This is a genomic window from Bradyrhizobium algeriense (assembly GCF_036924595.1).
GTDB classification, from domain to species: Bacteria; Pseudomonadota; Alphaproteobacteria; order Rhizobiales; family Xanthobacteraceae; genus Bradyrhizobium; species Bradyrhizobium algeriense.
Genome location: NZ_JAZHRV010000001.1, coordinates 6,245,762 through 6,262,548 on the forward strand (window position 1 = coordinate 6,245,762; position 16,787 = coordinate 6,262,548).

Annotated in this window: 14 protein-coding genes, 1 pseudogene and 1 riboswitch; of the genes and pseudogenes, 8 read left to right on the forward strand and 7 right to left on the reverse strand. The window is 62.0% G+C overall.

The window, feature by feature from the left end; genetic code table 11:
- Positions 1-65 precede the first annotated feature (65 nt).
- From V1286_RS30080 to V1286_RS30090, 3 genes are all read left to right on the forward strand, one after another.
- A complete protein-coding gene (locus tag V1286_RS30080; RefSeq protein ID WP_334485778.1) occupies positions 66-3,386 on the forward strand; it encodes an adenylate/guanylate cyclase domain-containing protein in 3,321 nt (1,106 codons plus the stop codon).
- 193 nt (positions 3,387-3,579) lie between these two features.
- Complete coding sequence (locus tag V1286_RS30085; RefSeq protein WP_334485780.1) at positions 3,580-3,867, forward strand: hypothetical protein; 288 nt, start codon at positions 3,580-3,582, stop codon at positions 3,865-3,867.
- A 579-nt stretch (positions 3,868-4,446) separates the two neighbouring features.
- The gene (locus V1286_RS30090; RefSeq protein ID WP_334485782.1) at positions 4,447-5,244 is read left to right on the forward strand and encodes a phosphatase PAP2-related protein; all 798 of its coding nucleotides are present in this window, start codon (positions 4,447-4,449) and stop codon (positions 5,242-5,244) included.
- 50 nt (positions 5,245-5,294) lie between these two features.
- Here the strand turns inward: V1286_RS30090 and V1286_RS30095 are convergent, their stop codons facing one another.
- Positions 5,295-6,182 (reverse strand): TIGR02594 family protein, encoded by an 888-nt coding sequence (locus tag V1286_RS30095; protein WP_334485784.1) that lies wholly within the window; start codon positions 6,180-6,182, stop codon positions 5,295-5,297.
- Positions 6,183-6,439: 257 nt separating this feature from the next.
- Here V1286_RS30095 and V1286_RS30100 point away from each other — a divergent pair, with 257 nt between their 5' ends.
- Positions 6,440-7,312, forward strand: a complete 873-nt coding sequence (locus V1286_RS30100) for an alpha/beta fold hydrolase (protein WP_334485786.1) — start codon at positions 6,440-6,442, stop codon at positions 7,310-7,312.
- Between the two features lie 136 nt (positions 7,313-7,448).
- On the opposite strand, the gene metW is transcribed toward V1286_RS30100, so the two are convergent.
- Both metW and metX read right to left on the reverse strand, forming a co-directional pair.
- A complete protein-coding gene (gene metW, locus V1286_RS30105; RefSeq protein ID WP_334485788.1) occupies positions 7,449-8,117 on the reverse strand; it encodes a methionine biosynthesis protein MetW in 669 nt (222 codons plus the stop codon).
- Between the two features lies 1 nt (position 8,118).
- Entirely contained in the window at positions 8,119-9,324 is a 1,206-nt protein-coding gene (gene metX / locus V1286_RS30110; RefSeq protein ID WP_334485790.1) for a homoserine O-acetyltransferase MetX, read from the reverse strand.
- A gap of 82 nt (positions 9,325-9,406) precedes the next feature.
- Positions 9,407-9,486: riboswitch (SAM riboswitch) on the reverse strand.
- A gap of 175 nt (positions 9,487-9,661) precedes the next feature.
- On the opposite strand from metX, the gene V1286_RS30115 reads away from it, so the two are divergent.
- The 3 genes from V1286_RS30115 to V1286_RS30125 are packed head-to-tail and all read left to right on the forward strand — an operon-like array spanning position 9,662 to position 12,582.
- Entirely contained in the window at positions 9,662-10,522 is an 861-nt protein-coding gene (locus V1286_RS30115) for a chorismate mutase (RefSeq protein WP_334485792.1), read from the forward strand.
- Between the two features lie 27 nt (positions 10,523-10,549).
- Positions 10,550-11,647, forward strand: coding sequence for a histidinol-phosphate transaminase (gene hisC, locus V1286_RS30120; RefSeq protein ID WP_334485794.1), 1,098 nt, complete (start codon positions 10,550-10,552; stop codon positions 11,645-11,647).
- A complete protein-coding gene (locus V1286_RS30125) occupies positions 11,644-12,582 on the forward strand; it encodes a prephenate/arogenate dehydrogenase family protein (protein WP_334485796.1) in 939 nt (312 codons plus the stop codon). The genes hisC and V1286_RS30125 overlap by 4 nt, the downstream gene beginning before the upstream one ends.
- Positions 12,583-12,793: 211 nt before the next feature.
- On the opposite strand, the gene V1286_RS30130 is transcribed toward V1286_RS30125, so the two are convergent.
- The 4 genes and pseudogenes from V1286_RS30130 to V1286_RS30145 form a co-directional block, all read right to left on the reverse strand.
- Positions 12,794-13,357: a methyltransferase gene (locus V1286_RS30130; RefSeq protein ID WP_334485798.1), complete on the reverse strand. Its 564-nt coding sequence runs from the start codon at positions 13,355-13,357 to the stop codon at positions 12,794-12,796.
- Positions 13,358-13,397: 40 nt separating this feature from the next.
- Positions 13,398-13,577 (reverse strand): annotated as a pseudogene (locus V1286_RS39165) (methyltransferase family protein); the annotation flags it as partial.
- An 84-nt stretch (positions 13,578-13,661) separates the two neighbouring features.
- Positions 13,662-14,627, reverse strand: a complete 966-nt coding sequence (locus tag V1286_RS30140) for a Bug family tripartite tricarboxylate transporter substrate binding protein (protein WP_334485800.1) — start codon at positions 14,625-14,627, stop codon at positions 13,662-13,664.
- 46 nt (positions 14,628-14,673) lie between these two features.
- Positions 14,674-14,883 (reverse strand): DUF1127 domain-containing protein, encoded by a 210-nt coding sequence (locus tag V1286_RS30145; protein WP_334485802.1) that lies wholly within the window; start codon positions 14,881-14,883, stop codon positions 14,674-14,676.
- Between the two features lie 164 nt (positions 14,884-15,047).
- On the opposite strand from V1286_RS30145, the gene V1286_RS30150 reads away from it, so the two are divergent.
- A complete protein-coding gene (locus V1286_RS30150) occupies positions 15,048-16,616 on the forward strand; it encodes a winged helix-turn-helix domain-containing tetratricopeptide repeat protein (protein ID WP_334485804.1) in 1,569 nt (522 codons plus the stop codon).
- Positions 16,617-16,787: the final 171 nt, after the last annotated feature.

Consider the following 16,787-nt stretch of genomic DNA (forward strand, 5'->3'; position numbering starts at 1 on the left):
GATCACATGGATAGCTCGACTTCTGGCGCATTGTAGCGCCGTTATTGATATCCGTTGAGGTCCGGATGCACTGCACGAATTGCGCAGCCGAAGTCCCGGAGCAAAGAAAATTTTGCGGACAGTGCGGAGCGGCGGTGGTGCGGCGCTGTCCGACCTGCGGCGCGGCAAACCCTGCCCTGAACAAGTTTTGCGGCGACTGCGGGACCAAATTGCGCGTGGATTCTCCCTCAGCGGCACCAACGGCGCGGGACTCGCGCCCGATCGAGCGCCGGCAGCTTACGGTACTGTTTTGTGACCTGGTCGGATCGACTGCGCTCTCCGCGCGGCTCGATCCCGAAGACTTCGGCGCAATCATCGCCGACTACCGGCGCTGTATTACTGAAACCGTTGCCAGCTTCGACGGCTTTGTCGCGCGACATCATGGCGACGGTGCGGTGGCATATTTTGGCTATCCTCACGCACACGAGGACGACGCGGAGCGCGCAGTTCACGCCAGCCTCGCCTTGGTGCAGGCGGTCGCCGCCCTGCCCGCGAAAGAAAAGTTGAGCGCGCGCGTCGGTGTCGCAACAGGCGTCGCGCTGGTCGGCGATATGTCGGAAAGCGCGATTTCCGAGGAGCATGGCATCCTCGGCGATACCCCGAATCTTGCCGCCCGGCTGCAATCGCTCGCGCAACCCGGCGCCGTCATTATCTCGGGTCGCACAAAGACGATCGCTGGACCGCAATTCGAGTATCTCGATCTCGGTAAAGTCGAGTTCAAGGGATTCGTAAAGCCAGTCGCGGCCTGGCAAGTCGCAGGCAAGACAGCAGTGACCAGCCGATCGCATGCTCTCCAAAGTAGCGATTTGCTGCCGCTGATCGGTCGTGATGAAGAAATCGAGCTACTTCTGCGCCGATGGGAGCGGGCCAAGAGTGGCGAAGGTCAGGTGGTGCTGCTTTCCGGTGAAGCGGGGATCGGCAAATCACGGCTCACCATCGCGCTGCTGGAACAGCTTGCTCGCGAGCCGCACATACGCCTGCGGTTCTTCTGCTCGCCGCAGCATACCGACAGCCCGCTCTATCCGGTGATCGGCGAGATGTTGCGCGCCGCCGGCTTTGCTCACGATGACAGCCAGCAAGCGAAAATGGACAAGCTTGACGCGCTGCTGGCGCAAAGCTCGACGCCTTCAGAGGACGCGGCGCTGTTTGCCGAAATGCTGTCGCTGCCCAACGACGGACGCTACCCTCCGGTTGAAGTCGAGCCGCAGCTCCGTCGTCAGAAAACGCTGAAAGCGCTTGGTTCGCAAATCGAGGTGCTGGTGCGGATCAATCCCGTGCTGATGATTTTCGAAGATGCGCATTGGGCCGATCCAACCAGCCTCGAATTGTTCGCCCGGGCGGTGGACTGGGCCGTGAGTCACCGGCTCCTGTTACTTGTCACTTTCAGGCCGGAATTCAGTCCGCCCGGGATCGGACGGCCGCACGTGACTGAGCTGACCCTCCATCGGCTGGCGCCGCGCGACATCGATCTCCTGATCGAGCGCGTCGTCGGCAACCGATCGTTGCCGGCGGGCATCCGCCAGGACATCATCGAGCGCACCGACGGCATTCCGCTGTTCGCCGAGGAGATGACCAAGGCGGTGCTGGACGCGGAGGGTGAGAGTGATGCGCAGCGGGCCTTCGCAGGGGGCCCAACGCCTGTTGTGGCGGTTCCGGCAAGCCTGCAGGCTTCGCTGATGTCGCGGCTCGATCGGCTCGGCCCGGCGAAGAACGTGGCGCAGGTCGGCGCAGCGATCGGCCGGGCATTTCCCCACATGTTGCTGGCCGCGCTCGTGCGAAAACCAAAGGAAGAACTGGACGCCGACCTCGACCGGCTCATTGCGGCGGGTTTGTTGTTTCGGCACGGCACCCCGCCGTATGCGAGCTACCTGTTCAAGCATGCGCTGGTGCAGGACGCAGCCTACAGTACGCTGCTGCGGGAGCAAAGGCGCGTGCTGCATGCGCGCATCGCCGAAATCCTCGAAAGTCAGTTCGCAGAAATCGCCGAGAGCCAGCCCGAGCTGCTGGCGCGTCACTACGCTAAGGCCGACCTGATCGAGAAGTCAGCGCGCCTGTGGGGCAAGGCGGGACAGCGCTCACAGGAGCGTTCGGCGCTGGTCGAAGCCGCTGAACAACTCGGCCACGCCCTGGAACAAATCGCAACCTTGCCCTCTACGCCCGACCTGCGGCGCGAGCAGATCGTTTTACACGTCGCGCTCTTGAACACGCTCATGCATGTCAAAGGATATGGCGCGCCCGAAACGAAGGCTGCCGTCGCTCAAGTGAGAGCGCTGATCGAGCAAGCGGAGCGGCTCGGAGAACCTCCCGATGACCCTTCGTTGCTGCTCTCGGCTCTGTTTGGCCAGTGGATCGTCAACTTCATAAACTTCAATGGTGACGTTGCGCGAGAGCTTGCAGCGCGATTTCTGGCCCTTGGCGAGAAGGAGGGAACGGCGGCACCGCGCATGATTGGACACCGTACCATGGCGAGTACGCTTGCGCTTATGGGAGACCTCGTTGATGCCAAGGCGCACTACAATGAAGCCCTCGCCCTTTACCGCCCCGCCGAGCACCAGCGATTGATGACGCGATTTGGCCAGGACCTCCGGGTAACGTGCCTGGCCTTTCGTTCGATGGCTTCGTGGCTGCTCGGTTACCCCGAGGCTGCGCTCAAGGATGCAGAATGCGCGCTGACGGAAGCGCGCCAGATCGAGCACGCCGCGACTTTGATGTTTACGCTGAATTTCCCTATTCTTATCAATACTTACTGCGGGAATTACCACGCGGCAGACGAGCGTCTCAAAGAGCTTGTCGTGTTGGCCGAGGAGAAAGGTGCCCCGTTCCGAAAAGCGGAAGGCGTGTTACGGCGGGGTTATATCCTGACACTCACGGAGGCCGCGAAAGCAGCCGAGATCGTCACGGCGGGCATTGATTTATGGCGGTCGGCCGGATCGACAATATTTACGCCGGAGCACGAGTTCATGTTGGCAATCGCCCATGCCAATTCGGGCCAATTCGATGATGCCTGGCGCTGTATCGACAAAGCAATGACGGCGATGCACGCAACCAAGGAAAGATGGTGCGAGGCTGAGGCGCATCGCGTTGCCGGTGAAATCGCGCTCAAGTCGCCGCAGCGAGACGTGGCGAAAGCGCAAGCGCATTTCGAGCATTCCCTGACCGTTGCGCGGGCACAGCAGGCAAAGTCGTGGGAATTGCGCGCGGCCATGAGCCTGGCGCGGCTCTTGAGCGATCAGGGAAAACGGCAAACGGCACGTGACCTTCTCGCCCCCGTCTACGATTGGTTCACCGAAGGTTTTGACACAAGCGACCTTCGAACGGCCAGGGCGCTGCTCGGCGAGCTTCATTGATAAGGCCATCCGGCGACGAAGTTCCGGGTCCTGGCACGAAGCGGATCTAACGCTCGCGGCCGGCGATTTCCGCGATCGGGAGAAGCACGGAGGTCACAACCGGGCCTTCCGAGCCAAAGCGGACAACGCCGGTGTTTTTGCGGTATAGTTCGGCATTCAGATGAGCGGGATGCCTGCCTTGAGGGTTGACGTCATGTACAAAGCACCTGGATCATTGCTCCGATCATTACCCCTGACTATCGCTGCTGTTCTTCTCAGCCCGCAGGCGCGGGCGCAACAGGTTGCGGCGGAAACGCCGCAGACCATGCTGGCGGCTCAGATTCGCACGCAGGGGTTTGCCTGTGACAAGGCGCTCGGCGCCACGAGGGACAAAAAGCGCTCGCAGCCGGACCGCGCCGTCTGGGTCCTCAAATGCAGCAACGCGACATACCGCGTCACGCGCGCGCCCGACATGGCGGCGAAGGTCGAACCGCTCCCGTGAATGAATTGGCTGGAAGCAGGCCTCGTCGGATATCCGCGACAGCGCCACGCTTGGCCGCCTCATGCCTCGATCGGTTGACCGGCAGGCCTCACCGCCGGGTACATCCAGCCGTGCAGCCGAGCAGGCTTCAACTGGCGCGCATTTGCCTGCGCCGCGACAAGGTCGACCCGGGACTGGACTTCACATTCCAAGCGCGAGAAAGCCGGTACAAACCACAATCAAGCCGACAATGATAACCGCAAGGAAACTGGAAGAAGTAATATCTTCGCGCATGACGACACCTATGCCTCAATCAGGCAAAGATCATCAAACCATCAATTCATTTCAGGATGTCTTCGTCGCACTCAGAAAATGACTTCATCTGATGGTTCTACTGTTACGTGCCGGACGTCCCACGAAGCATCATCACGGCCGTGAGAGCCCGGCGGCATCGGGATAGGCCTCATCATACCGCTCAGCGAGACGGATTTCCGAGATGTGGCATGCTTCACACGCGGCTATCGCGCGCAAGATTACAGTTGCGCGCTCCCGGTTGACAATTGGCTTGGCCCCAGCGGAAATTTGCGCGGAGCATTGGTCATGGAAGATACCCTACGGCTCTACCGGACGCTGCTGGGCAATCGCGCGTATCTGCGCTCGCTCGCCGAGGGCGCAGCTTTCCTCGCCGCCAGCACCATCGCGATATTCGCCGCGGTCACCTATGCCACGGTTCACGCCAGCAATTACGTCACCGATTTTGTGCTGAGCCGCGTTGGCCCCTTCAACGTGCGCTTTCTCTTCATTTACGGGACGTTCGCAGCGTTCGTGATTACGGCGAGCCTGCTGGCCTGGCGACCGAACCGGGTGCCGTTCGCGCTCAAGGCCGTGGCGCTGTTCCTGCTGGTCCGCGCCGTGTTCGTGGCGCTCACCCACATGGCGCCATCGCCTATCGATCCGCAGAAGCCGGCGCCGTTCTTCAACTCGATCTTCTACGGCAGCGATCTATTCTTCTCCGGCCACACAGGCCTGCCGTTTCTCGCCGCGCTTGCCTTCTGGTACATCCCGCAATGGCGAATGTTCTATCTCGCGCTGACTGCCTTCTTCGGCTCGGTCGTGCTGCTCGGTCACTATCACTATTCGATCGACGTGCTTGCCGCCCTGTTCATCACCCACGGCGTCTTTCAGATTTCGTGCTGGCTGTTTGCCCGCGACTACACGCTATTTCGTTCTTCCGAAAGCCAGACTGCCCCACGGCCGAAGCGTGCAAGCCGAAAGGCGTTGGCTCCGGCCGGTAGCGGACATGAGCGCGCTCCCAAACCGTTCGTGCTGCACGTCGTCGGAGACGAAGCGGTGCCGAGCGGCCAATCCAAAGCCGACTTGAATCATCCGAACGGATGAAAGCGTCCTCTCCCCGCCAACAACCGGGAGAGGACGCAGCGCAATCCGCCTCAGCTCGTCGGCATGACGTAGGCGTAGATCCGGCCGCGCGAGACCGGCGCTTCGCGGACGCGGTTGCCGTTATTGCCGGAGATCATGATCGGATTGCCCTTGGCATCGATGCCGGTGATGACGCCGACATGGCCGCCGCGGCGGCCGCGCGTCATCACCGCAATCGCGCCGACCTGCGGACCGGAAACGCGCTGGCCGTATTTCGAGAACGAGCTCGCCATGTCCGAGCCCGTGCCGCGATAGCCGGAGTGCTGCAGCACCATGTTCATGAACCGCGCGCACCACAGCCTGCCGCGTCCCGTCGGGTTGCCGCCGAGATAACGGCGCGCTGTGGCGACGACGTTCGACGAGCTGAAGCTGGACGCCATCGCGCCGCCGGCCGGCGTCACGGTTGAATTCGCTCCGGCGCTTGCATTTGTCGCGACGCTTGCATCCGTTGCGACGCTTGCGTTGACGTTGGCAAGGCCGCGCGCCTGCATCTGCGCGACCCCACGCTCCCAGCGTGATGTGCGCTCGACCTGCCGCAGCCGGGCGCCGCGACGGCCGCGGTCGGCGCGCGCCTCAGTGACGACGCTGGGCGAGCCGAAGCCGCCGGGCGCAACCATCTGGGGGCTGCTTTCCATGAAGCTCGGGTTGGTATCGGCAAAGCCGCCGGCCTGCATTCGCTGCGCGCTGCGATCCCAGCGCGACGTCCTGATAGCATGGCGATGGTGGCGATAGGCGTAATGATGCTTGGCATGATGGCCGGCGTGATAAGCGCGAGCGTGTCGCCCTGCGCCGTGGTGAGGCCGTGCCGAAGCTGGAGTGACGAATGCAACGATGGAAACCGAACATAGTGCCAGCGCGATGAAACGAAGCAACCGGCGAAACGCAAACAACTGACGCATACTAAGCCCTCTGTAGCACCCCCACTTCCCCTTTGCGTTCGTCCACGAACGACCGCGGGCGGCGTTTTGCGTTGCGATGTGACGAGACGAAGATTTCATGTGGCGCTGCGGAAACAATTCCGGGGTGATTCCGCGATCTTTCGATGGCGGAAATGAAACTAAATTGCCGTATTGCGGCCGCGAGAATTAATTGCAATTTTGCTGCTCGGCCACGCAAGGATGTTGCGTGAAAACAAGAAAATGGAGAAGAATCCGAAATGCCCTATGCCGTCGCCAAAGACAGCGTTCGTCTGCACTACGAAGAGGCGGGAAGCGGGACGCCGATCATCTTCCTGCACGAGTTCGCGGCCGACCACACCAACTGGGAGCCGCAGATGCGCTACTTCTCGCGCGGCCACCGCTGCATCGCCTATTCGGCGCGCGGCTATACGCCCTCCGACGTGCCGCCTGACGCCGATGTCTACACCTACAAGCATTTCTACACCGATGCGCTCGCGGTGCTCGATCACCTCGGCATCGCCAAAGCACATTTCGTCGGCCTGTCGATGGGCTCCTATTCCTCGCTGCAGGTCGGCCTCAATGCAGCCGACCGGGCGCTGTCGATGACGCTCGCCGCCGTCGGCTCAGGCTCTGCCATCGAGCATCTCGATGCCTTCCGCGCGCAGTGCCGGGCCAATGCCGAGCAGTATGAGGCGATCGGCTCGGTGGAAGTCGCCAAGGTGACGCGCGAGGCGCCGAGCCGGATTCCATTTTTGCTGAAAGACCCGCGCGGCCATGCCGATTTCTACGCCGCGTTGGCGCGGCATGACGCCAAGGGTTCGGCCAACACCATGCGCAGCTTTCAGGGCGGACGGCCGTCGATCTACACCATGACCGATGCGATCCGGCGCGTGCCGACGCCGGCGCTGATCCTGTGCGGCGACGAGGACGACAATTGCATCGGGCCGAGCCTGTTCCTGAAGCAGCACCTGCCGGCGGCGGGGCTTTCGTTCTTTCCGAAGTCGGGCCACGTGCTCAATCTGGAAGAGCCGGCGCTGTTCAACGAGATGGTGGAGCGGTTCATCGCGCTGGTCGAGGCGGGCCGATGGCCGGTGCGGGATGCGCGGTCGATGGTGAAGGTGGCGGTGTAGGCCGTCATTCCGGAGCGATGCGAAGCATCGAACTATGGTGCGCAATTGCGCACCTGAGAATCTCGAGATTCCCCGATGCGCAATTGCGCATCTGAGGTCTGGTCCTTCGGACCATCCCGGAATGACGGCGGTGGCGTCACTTCCCCGCCCCACCCCGGCTCAGCAAAAACACGCCCTGCTCGCCGAACATGTTCCAGACCCACCAGGGCAGATTCAGCGGCACCGGGCGGCCGTAGAGATCGAGCGCCACCGCGCGCTCCATCTTGACGTTGATCTCGTCGCAGAGCTGCACGAAATCCTTGATGGTGCAGAAATGGATGTTCGGCGTGTCGTACCAGGTGGCGGGGAGATTTTCGGTGCGCGGCATGTGTCCGCCGACGAGCAGCTGCAGCCGCATCTTCCAGAATCCGAAATTCGGGAACGAGACGATGGCGCGGCGGCCGATGCGCAGGAGATTCTCCAGCACCGGCTTCGGCTGCCGCGTCGCCTGCAGCGTCTGCGACAGGATCACGTAATCGAAGGCATCGTCGGGATAATTGACGAGGTCGGTGTCCGCATCGCCCTGCACCACCGCGAGCCCCTTGGCGACGCAGCGGTTGACGCCCTCGCGCGACAGCTCGATGCCGCGGCCGTCGATGCCGCGGCTCTCCAGGAGTTGCAGCAATTCGCCATCGCCGCAGCCGACGTCGAGCACTTTTGAGCCGGCCGGAATCATTTCGGCGACCATGAGATGATCGGTGCGATACTTGCCGGTGCGGTCGGGCGCTACGCCGCCGAGCGGCAGGGCCGGTTCCTGAACCGCCATATCAACCACCCGCACCATTGGAGAGCCCACGCGCCTTGCCGGCCGATTCCAGGAAGGCGCGGGAAATGTCGAAGAACTCCGGCACATCGAGCAGGAAGGCGTCATGGCCGCGATCGGTCTCGATCTCGGCGAACGACACCCGCGCGCTGGAAGCGTTCAGCGCATGCACCAGCGCCCGCGATTCCGAGGTCGGGAACAGCCAGTCCGAGGTGAACGACACCACGCAGAAGCGGGTCTTGATGCCGAGAAACGCCTGCGCCAGCACGCCGCTGTGGTCGGCGGCGATATCGAAATAGTCCATCGCCCGCGTCAGATAGAGATAGCTGTTGGCGTCAAAACGCTCGACAAAGGACGAGCCTTGATAGCGCAGATAGCTTTCGACCTGGAAATCCGCGTCGAACGAGAAGGTCGGCAACTCGCGGTCCTGCATCCGCCGTCCGAACTTGCGATGCAGCGCGGCGTCGGAGAGATAGGTGATGTGCCCGGCCATCCGCGCCACTGCCAATCCACGATGCGGATGGGTGCTGCGTTCGAAATAGCGCCCATGGTGCCAGTCCGGATCAGCCATCACGGCCTGTCGGCCGAGTTCATGAAACGCGATGTTCTGTGCGGAGTGGCGCGTCGAGCAGGCGACCGGCAGCGCCGAGAACACGCGCTCCGGATAGGCGGCGGTCCATTGCAGCACCTGCATGCCGCCCATCGATCCGCCGATCACGCAAAACAAGGTTTCGATCCCCAGCCGGTCGAGCAGCATGGCCTGCGCTCGGACCATGTCGGGGATGGTGATCACGGGAAAATCCAGCCCCCAGGCCTTGCCGGTGGCCGGATCGGTCGAGGCCGGACCGGTCGATCCCATACAGCCGCCGATCACATTCGAACAGATGATGAAGTATCGGTCGGTATCGAGCGGACGGCCGGGACCGACCATGATTTCCCACCAGCCGGCCTTGCCCGTCAGGGGATGCAAATTGGCGACGTGCTGATCCAGCGTCAGCGCGTGGCAGATCAGAATGGCGTTGGAGCGATCGGCGTTCAGTTCGCCATAGGTCTGATAGGCGATCTGGAACGGCGCGAGATCGATGCCGCAATCGAGCCTCAAGGGCTGATCCATGCCGAACGTCGCCACCGGCGAGGTCGGATGATCGGCCTCATGGGCGCGATCCTCGTTGAGGATCGAGGGACTAGATATCGAATGCACGTTTGTCATTTCGGCACCGACCTCCTTACGGAGGCTCTACAGACAGAATCAGGCCATAAAAAACCCGGCCTGAACAAAGGTTCGGCCGGGATCAACTCTGTCCCCGGCCTGTTTAGCGAGTTGTTTAACGTGGCTGCAAGCCGGCCGGCTCAAATGACCACGGAATGGAACAAAGCTAGTCCCGCCCAGGCATTTCGTCAAGCAGGCGGGGGCCGGACCGCATGGTTAACCCGATCGTGCAGGGCTGGCCCGTGACGTTTCTCTTTGCTTTCAGCGCCCGTCTTTCCTAATCAATGCGACTGTCTGCCGGGCGCATCGGGCTGTTCGGCACCAAGGTTTCTCGAAGATGTCCAAGGCACCGTCCAAGGCACCCCCGGCCCCGCCCTCGCTGCAGGAATTGCGCAAGGAGATCGATGCGATCGACGAGCAGGTCCATCGCCTCCTGATGGCCCGCGGCGACATCATCGACCGGCTGATCCAGGTGAAGCAGACCCAGGAAGTCGGCTCCGCGTTCCGCCCGGCGCGCGAGGCCAGCATGATGCGGCAACTGGTGCAGCGTCATCGCGGCATCCTGCCGCTCGACACCATCGAGAGCATCTGGCGCGTCATCATCTCGACCTTCACCTATGTCCAGGCGCCGTTCGCGGTGCATGCGGACGTCTCGGTCGGCGAGCCCGCGATGCGGGATTCGGCGCGGTTTCATTTCGGCTTCGTCGTGCCTTATGTGGGCCATTTCAGCGCGCAGGCCGCGGTCGAAGCGGTGGCGAAATCGAAGGGCGACCTGGCGCTGGTCTCGGCAATCTCGAGCCGCACGCCGTGGTGGATCGCGCTGGAAGCGGACGGCGCGCCAAAGATCATCGCGCGGCTGCCGTTCCTCGAACGCGCCGACCATCCGGCGGCGCTCCCCGTCTTCGTGATCTCACGGGTCGCCGACGATGCCATGGTGACCGAGGTCCAGATGTGGAGCGTGCGCGTCTCTGGCTGGAACGCCGATATCGCGCGCGCCGTGGCTCCGCTCGCTGAAATCGTCGCGGTGCCCGACACCGCCTTCGACGGCGCGGCGCTCCTGGTGTCGGATGCCGGCGCCGGCTTCGAGAAGATCAAGAAAGCCCTGGTCCAGGCCGGCGCCTCGGTGCGCTCGTCGGCCCTCGTCGGCAGCCACGCAACGCGCTATACGGTGCCCCCGAACGGGGCAGCCGAGTCCTAAGCCGTCCTGAATATCCGGAGCCAGAAGATGAACCGTCCCGTGCCGAATCCCGGCATTCTCGATATTGCGCCCTACACGCCCGGCAAGACGCCGGTGCCGGAGCCGGGCCGCAAGGTGTTCAAGCTGTCCGCCAACGAGACCCCGTTCGGGCCGTCGCCGAAGGCGATCGAAGTCTATAAGGCCGCGGCGGCACATCTGGAGGACTATCCGGAAGGCACCTCGCGGGTGCTGCGCGAGGCGATCGGCCGCGCCTATGGGCTCGATCCCAACCGCATCATCTGCGGTGCCGGCTCGGACGAAATCCTCAACCTGCTGGCGCACACCTATCTCAGCCACGGCGATGAAGCGATCTCCACCGCCCACGGTTTTCTGGTGTACCCGATCGCCACGATGGCGAACGGCGCGAAAAACGTCGTCGCGCCCGAGACCGACTTCACCGCCGACGTCGACGCCATTCTCGCGCGCGTGACGCCGCGCACGAAACTGGTGTGGCTGGCCAACCCGAACAATCCGACCGGCACCTACGTGCCGTTCGACGAGGTCAAGCGGCTGCGCGCCAGCCTGCCGCAGAATGTGCTGCTGGTGCTGGACGCCGCCTATTCCGACTACGTGTCGCGCAACGATTACGAGCTCGGACTGGAGTTGGTGGCGACCACCGAAAACACCGTGATGACGCACACCTTCTCCAAGATCCACGGGCTGGCCAGCTTACGGATCGGCTGGATGTTCGGCCCTGCCAACATCATCGACGCCGTCAACCGGATTCGCGGGCCGTTCAACGTCTCGACGCCGGCGATGCTGGCGGCGGTGGCCGCGATCGAGGACACTGCGCATGTCCAGATGTCGAAGGCGTTCACCGAGCAGTGGCGCAACTGGCTGACCGAAGAAATCGGCAAGCTGGGGCTCAAGGTGACGCCGAGCGTGGCGAATTTCGTGCTGATCCACTTCCCGCAGGAGAAAGGCAAGACGTCGGCGGACGCGGACGTGTTTCTAACTAAACGAGGCCTGGTGCTGCGGGCGCTCAACAATTACGGCCTCCCCCACGCCCTGCGCATGACCATCGGCACCGAGGAGGCCAATCGCCTCGTCGTCGAGGCCTTGCGCGACTTTATGGCGGCCAAATGAACGCAACGCCGATCTTCCGACGCGTCGCGCTGATCGGCTTCGGCCTGATCGGCGGCTCGATCGCGCGCGCCGCGCGGGCCCAGGGGCTCGCCAGCGAAATCGTTACCACCGCGCGCTCGGAGAAGACCCGCGCGAGGGTGACCGAACTTTCTGTCGTCGACGAGGTGCTGGAGACCAACGCGGAAGCCGTCAAAGACGCCGACCTCGTGATCCTCTGCATCCCGGTCGGCGCCTGTGGCCCGGTCGCGCAGGAGATTGCACCGTTCCTTAAAGCGGGCGCGATCGTGTCCGACGTCGGCTCGGTCAAGGGCGCGATCGTCCGCGAGATGGCGCCGCATCTGCCGGCGAATGTTCATTTCGTTCCGGCCCATCCGGTCGCGGGCACCGAGCATTCCGGGCCCGATTCCGGCTTCGCCGAACTCTTCATCAACCGCTGGTGCATCCTCACGCCGCCCGATGGCGCCGATCCGATGGCCGTTGAAACGCTGCGTGCATTCTGGACCGGCATGGGCGCCAAAGTCGAGATCATGACGCCCGACCACCACGATCTGGTGCTGGCGATCACGAGCCACCTGCCGCATCTGATCGCCTACACCATCGTCGGCACGGCGGATGAACTGGCGCAGGTGACGTCGTCGGAAGTGATAAAGTTCTCCGCCGGCGGCTTTCGCGATTTCACCCGCATCGCGGCGTCGGACCCGACGATGTGGCGCGACGTGTTCCTCAACAACAAGGAAGCCGTGCTGGAAATGCTCGGCACCTTCAACGAGGATCTCTCAAAGCTCACCCGCGCGATCCGCCGCAACGACGGCGAAGCGCTGTTCGAGCATTTTACGCGCACTCGCGCCATCCGCCGTGGCATCGTCGAAATTGGCCAGGATTCGGCCGCGCCGGATTTCGGCCGGCCGCATCCGCCGCTGGTGAAGAAGGAATGATTCTATGGTCGTCCCTGCCTAGTGCGCAATTGCGCACGGGAGCAGGGACGATGACCACCGTCGGCAATTTTTGAAAGAAAGCCGGCCACCATCTCGAAACACAACAGCCGCCGCGGCGTATGGGTCCCGGCTCGCGCTTCGGTTGGCCGGGACGACAGCCAACGAATTGCACAAGGTCGTCATACCCCGCAGCCACCAGGGCATTGCACGCTCAGACGCAGGCCCCCTCGATCAAATGCAATTGTGTGCCCGTCGGTAGCACTCGCTTGAGGGCATATCCCGCTGCGGCGAACAGGTCGACAAATTCCTCGTGACTGCGTTCCCGCCCGCCCGCAGCGACCATCATGTTGAGGTCGCCAAACTTCTCGGCGGGCGCAACATTCGGGGCACCGATGATGCGCTCTAACACCAATATCCGGCCATTTGGTGTGACGGCAGCCCGGCAGCTTCGCAGGATCGCCAGCGCCTGCTCGTCGTTCCAATCGTGCAACACACTTTTCAGCATATGCAAGTCGCCCGATGGCACGCTGATAAAGAAGTCACCCTCACAGATCTCGCACCTCTCGCGGACGCCCATCCCTTGTAGCAGCTTATCGGCCTGCACATAAGGGTACGCGCACTCTCCCGTACGCACGCTGTAGAGAAGGTGCGACCACTCCTGCCAGTAATATGGTCGGCCGATGTGCGCGGCCCACGGCCCCACGGGCTGGGGCGCGTCGGAGCGCAAGCACGCTCCCAATTCCGCCAGGCTGAAGACCCCGGTCCACATCTTCATGAAACACGCCGGCGGCGCTAAGCGCGCGCAACAGCCTGTACAGCGCGTCCCGATTTGCTCCAACGCGATCTGCCAGGGCGTCGTTGCTGCGCGGCCCGTCCTCTAGTAAATCGGCGATACCCAAAGTGGCTGCGACATGCAAAGCCTGTGACACCTGGTAACCGTTGATAAGCCGCATGATCTGGACGGCTGGGCTTGATGGCGGCAGTGGATCGGTCATTTCCCCAACTCCGAAAATGTTGCACTCTTGGCCAAACTGATCGAATTGACTCGGATTGGCCTTCAAAACCAACTCCGAGCAGAATCAATCAGCCGGCACGATCTTCTGAGATCGGGCAATCCGATCCCAGTGCCGGCGCTGTTCGTCCAGATATTGTGCATAATAGCCGGGCGTACTGCCCCTGGCGATCATTCCCACTTTTCCAAGGCGGCTGTGAATTTCGGGATCGTTTGCGACCGCTTGAATCTCTCCGGAAATCTGCTGCCGTACGAAGTCGGGCATCGACTTCGGCGCGAAGAAGCCGAGAAAGCCTTGAAGCGCCAATTCCGGATGGCCGGCGCCCAATGCAGTCGGCACGTCCGGCGCGATCGGCGCAGCTTCGGGGTTAGTGATCGCGATCAGTCGTAGCCTTCCGGCTTGCGCAAGGGGCAGAGCTGTGGCCAATGGGACCAAAGAAACCTGAATGCGGCTCTCGCTTAGATCGCGAACAGCTTCGGACCCTGCCTTGTAAGGTACGAAGACCATGTCGAGCCGATTGTTGCGCACGAACTCGCCAAAGACCATCACAGGCCCACCAGGGGCTGCGTACCAGTTGAGCGCACCGGGTTTTTCCCTGGCGGCGGCGATGAGATCGGCAAGCGACCGGACCGAGGATGTTGCGGGAACCGCAACTGCCAGGAAGTCGATTGCGGCGGTCGAAAGCGGACGCAGGTCTTCCTCGTTGTATGGCAATTTCCGGATTGCCGGCGTCACGGTGACGGCTCCGGAATGAGTAGCGAGCAAGGTATGCCCGTCGGTTGCTCCGAGCACGGCCTGAATTGCGATCATGCCGTCGGCCCCAGGACGATTTTCGACGATGACACCAACCTTCCAGCGCACTGAAAGCTTTTCAGCAAACAGCCGGGCGACGATGTCGGGCGAACCACCGGGAGAACTTGGGGAGATGAGCCGAACTGTGCGCTCGGGCCACCTCTGCAACGGCTGCGAAAGCGCCAAATCCGGGAGGACCGCCACCAGAGCGATAAGAAACAGACGCTCCCAGATCCACATATCAGCCCTCCGAAATCCGTTATAACTTTCGTTTCGGTGACGGAAGCTAGCGCTTCGAGGCGATGTAGTCGATCTCCCCGCGGGTGATACCCATGTCCATTAGCTCGCTGTCACTCAGACCGCACAAATCGGCGGGCAATCTCTTCCGCTCGTGCCATTCCTGAAACGCACCCCAACAACTCCTGAAGAAGTTGGAGAAACGCCGCGTCGATGCGGTCGTCTGCTCCAATTCAGCTCTGCCGTAGGCCGTGTTCATGGCGGCATCTCCTGAAGACTTCGTTTCCGGCCAGGGGAGAGTGCCAAGGCACGGGCAGGCACGCTTGACAGCCGGCTTACATTTTTCTTACCGGCAGCTTATTCTTTGCGTTGCAACCAATGCTGGAGCCTTGACGATCGGAGGCCACCTGAGGGAACGGCAGCTTGCGCTATCTGTTTGACGACTACGCATTCGACACTGACCGGCGCGAGCTGTATCGCGGAGCGAACGTCGTCTCCGTCACGCCACAGGTATTCGACCTGCTTGATTACCTGATCCGCAACCGGGAGCGCGTCGTCAGTAAAGACGACCTCATCAATGCCATTTGGCACGGGCGTAGCGTGTCCGATGCGGCGCTGACGACCCGCGTCAATGCCGCCCGGAGCGCGATCGGCGATTCCGGTCAGGGACAACGCCTCATCAAAACACTGCCACGCAAGGGCTTCCGCTTCGTCGGCAGCGTGCGGGAAGCGCAGAGGCCCGCGAGCATGGCGGCCACCGATCCCCCTGCGCAAGCGTCGAAACCCGCCCTCCCGCTTCCCGATAAACCCTCGGTCGCCGTTCTTCCCTTCACCAATTTGAGCTCCGATCCGGAGCAGGAGTACTTTGCCGACGGCATGGTCGAAGACATCATTACTGGACTATCGCGCTCGAAATCGCTGTTCGTGATCGCGCGCAATTCGAGCTTCACCTACAAAGGAAAAGCCGTCGACATCAAGCAGATCGGCCGCGAGCTCGGCGTCCGCTATGTGCTGGAAGGCAGCGTACGCAAGGCTGGAAAGCAAGTTCGTGTAACCGCGCAGCTTATCGATGCCGCCGACGGGGGGAATGTCTGGGCGGATCGGTTTGAGGGGCATCTCGAAGACATTTTCGATTTGCAGGATCACTTGACGGGCAGCGTGATCGGCGCGATTTCTCCGCAGCTCGAGCGGGCCGAAATGGAGCGCGCCCAGCGCAAACCAACGGAGAATTTGCAGGCATATGACTACTATCTTCGCGCGAGGTTAGCCAATTACCAGTTCACCCGAGAGAGCAATGTTGAGGCTCTCAGACTAGCGAAAATTGCAATCTCGCTCGATCCCGCGTTTGCCCGCGCTTACGCTTTCGCAGCCAATACTTTTGGAGCGAAGAAAGCATGGTGGACGGCCGATGTGGACCAAGACAGGATCGAAACCCGGCAGCTTGTCGGACAAGCGATACAGCTCGACAAGGATGATCCTTTGGTTCTTGCGTGGTCGGGACAAGCGTACTCATTCGTGCTCGAAGAACCGGAAACTGGGGTGGCTCTTCTGGCAAGAGCCATAGCACTCGACCCCAACCTGGCATTAGCGCGCAATTGGATGGGTTGGGCACATGTCTATCTCGGGAATGCCGATGCAGCAATCGAGCATTTCTCGGCGGCAATTCGCCTAAGTCCTCTCGATCCTCGCTCCTTTTTGTCTCAAGCCGGGATGGGATACGCTCATTTCTTTGCCGGACGGTATGAAGAAGGTATCTCCTGTGCGACGATCGCCATCCAGCACCAGTCAGGTTTTCCAGGGGCTCAGCGAAGTCTGATGGCGAACCTGGCTTTGGCCGGACGTATCGCTGAAGCGCGTCGGGCTTGCGACGCAGTCCTGCAACTTGACCCCACTTTGCGCATTTCCGGCATCAGAAGTAGAACTCCATTTCGCCGGCTCGAAGATATCGAAAAATTGGGGCAAGCTTATCGAATAGCTGGCGTGCCGGAATGACCGCTATTGGCACAAGTCAACACGCTGAACCTCGCGATCGGCTGATATGCTGTTCGTTGCTCCCCTTACGCGCGCCGGTTCGGCAGCGTAAAGGGTTGATATTCGACGACAGGGTTGGGCGGGCATCATGGCTCTGGAAATCTTTACATTGCGGGAGCGACCCGATCTGCG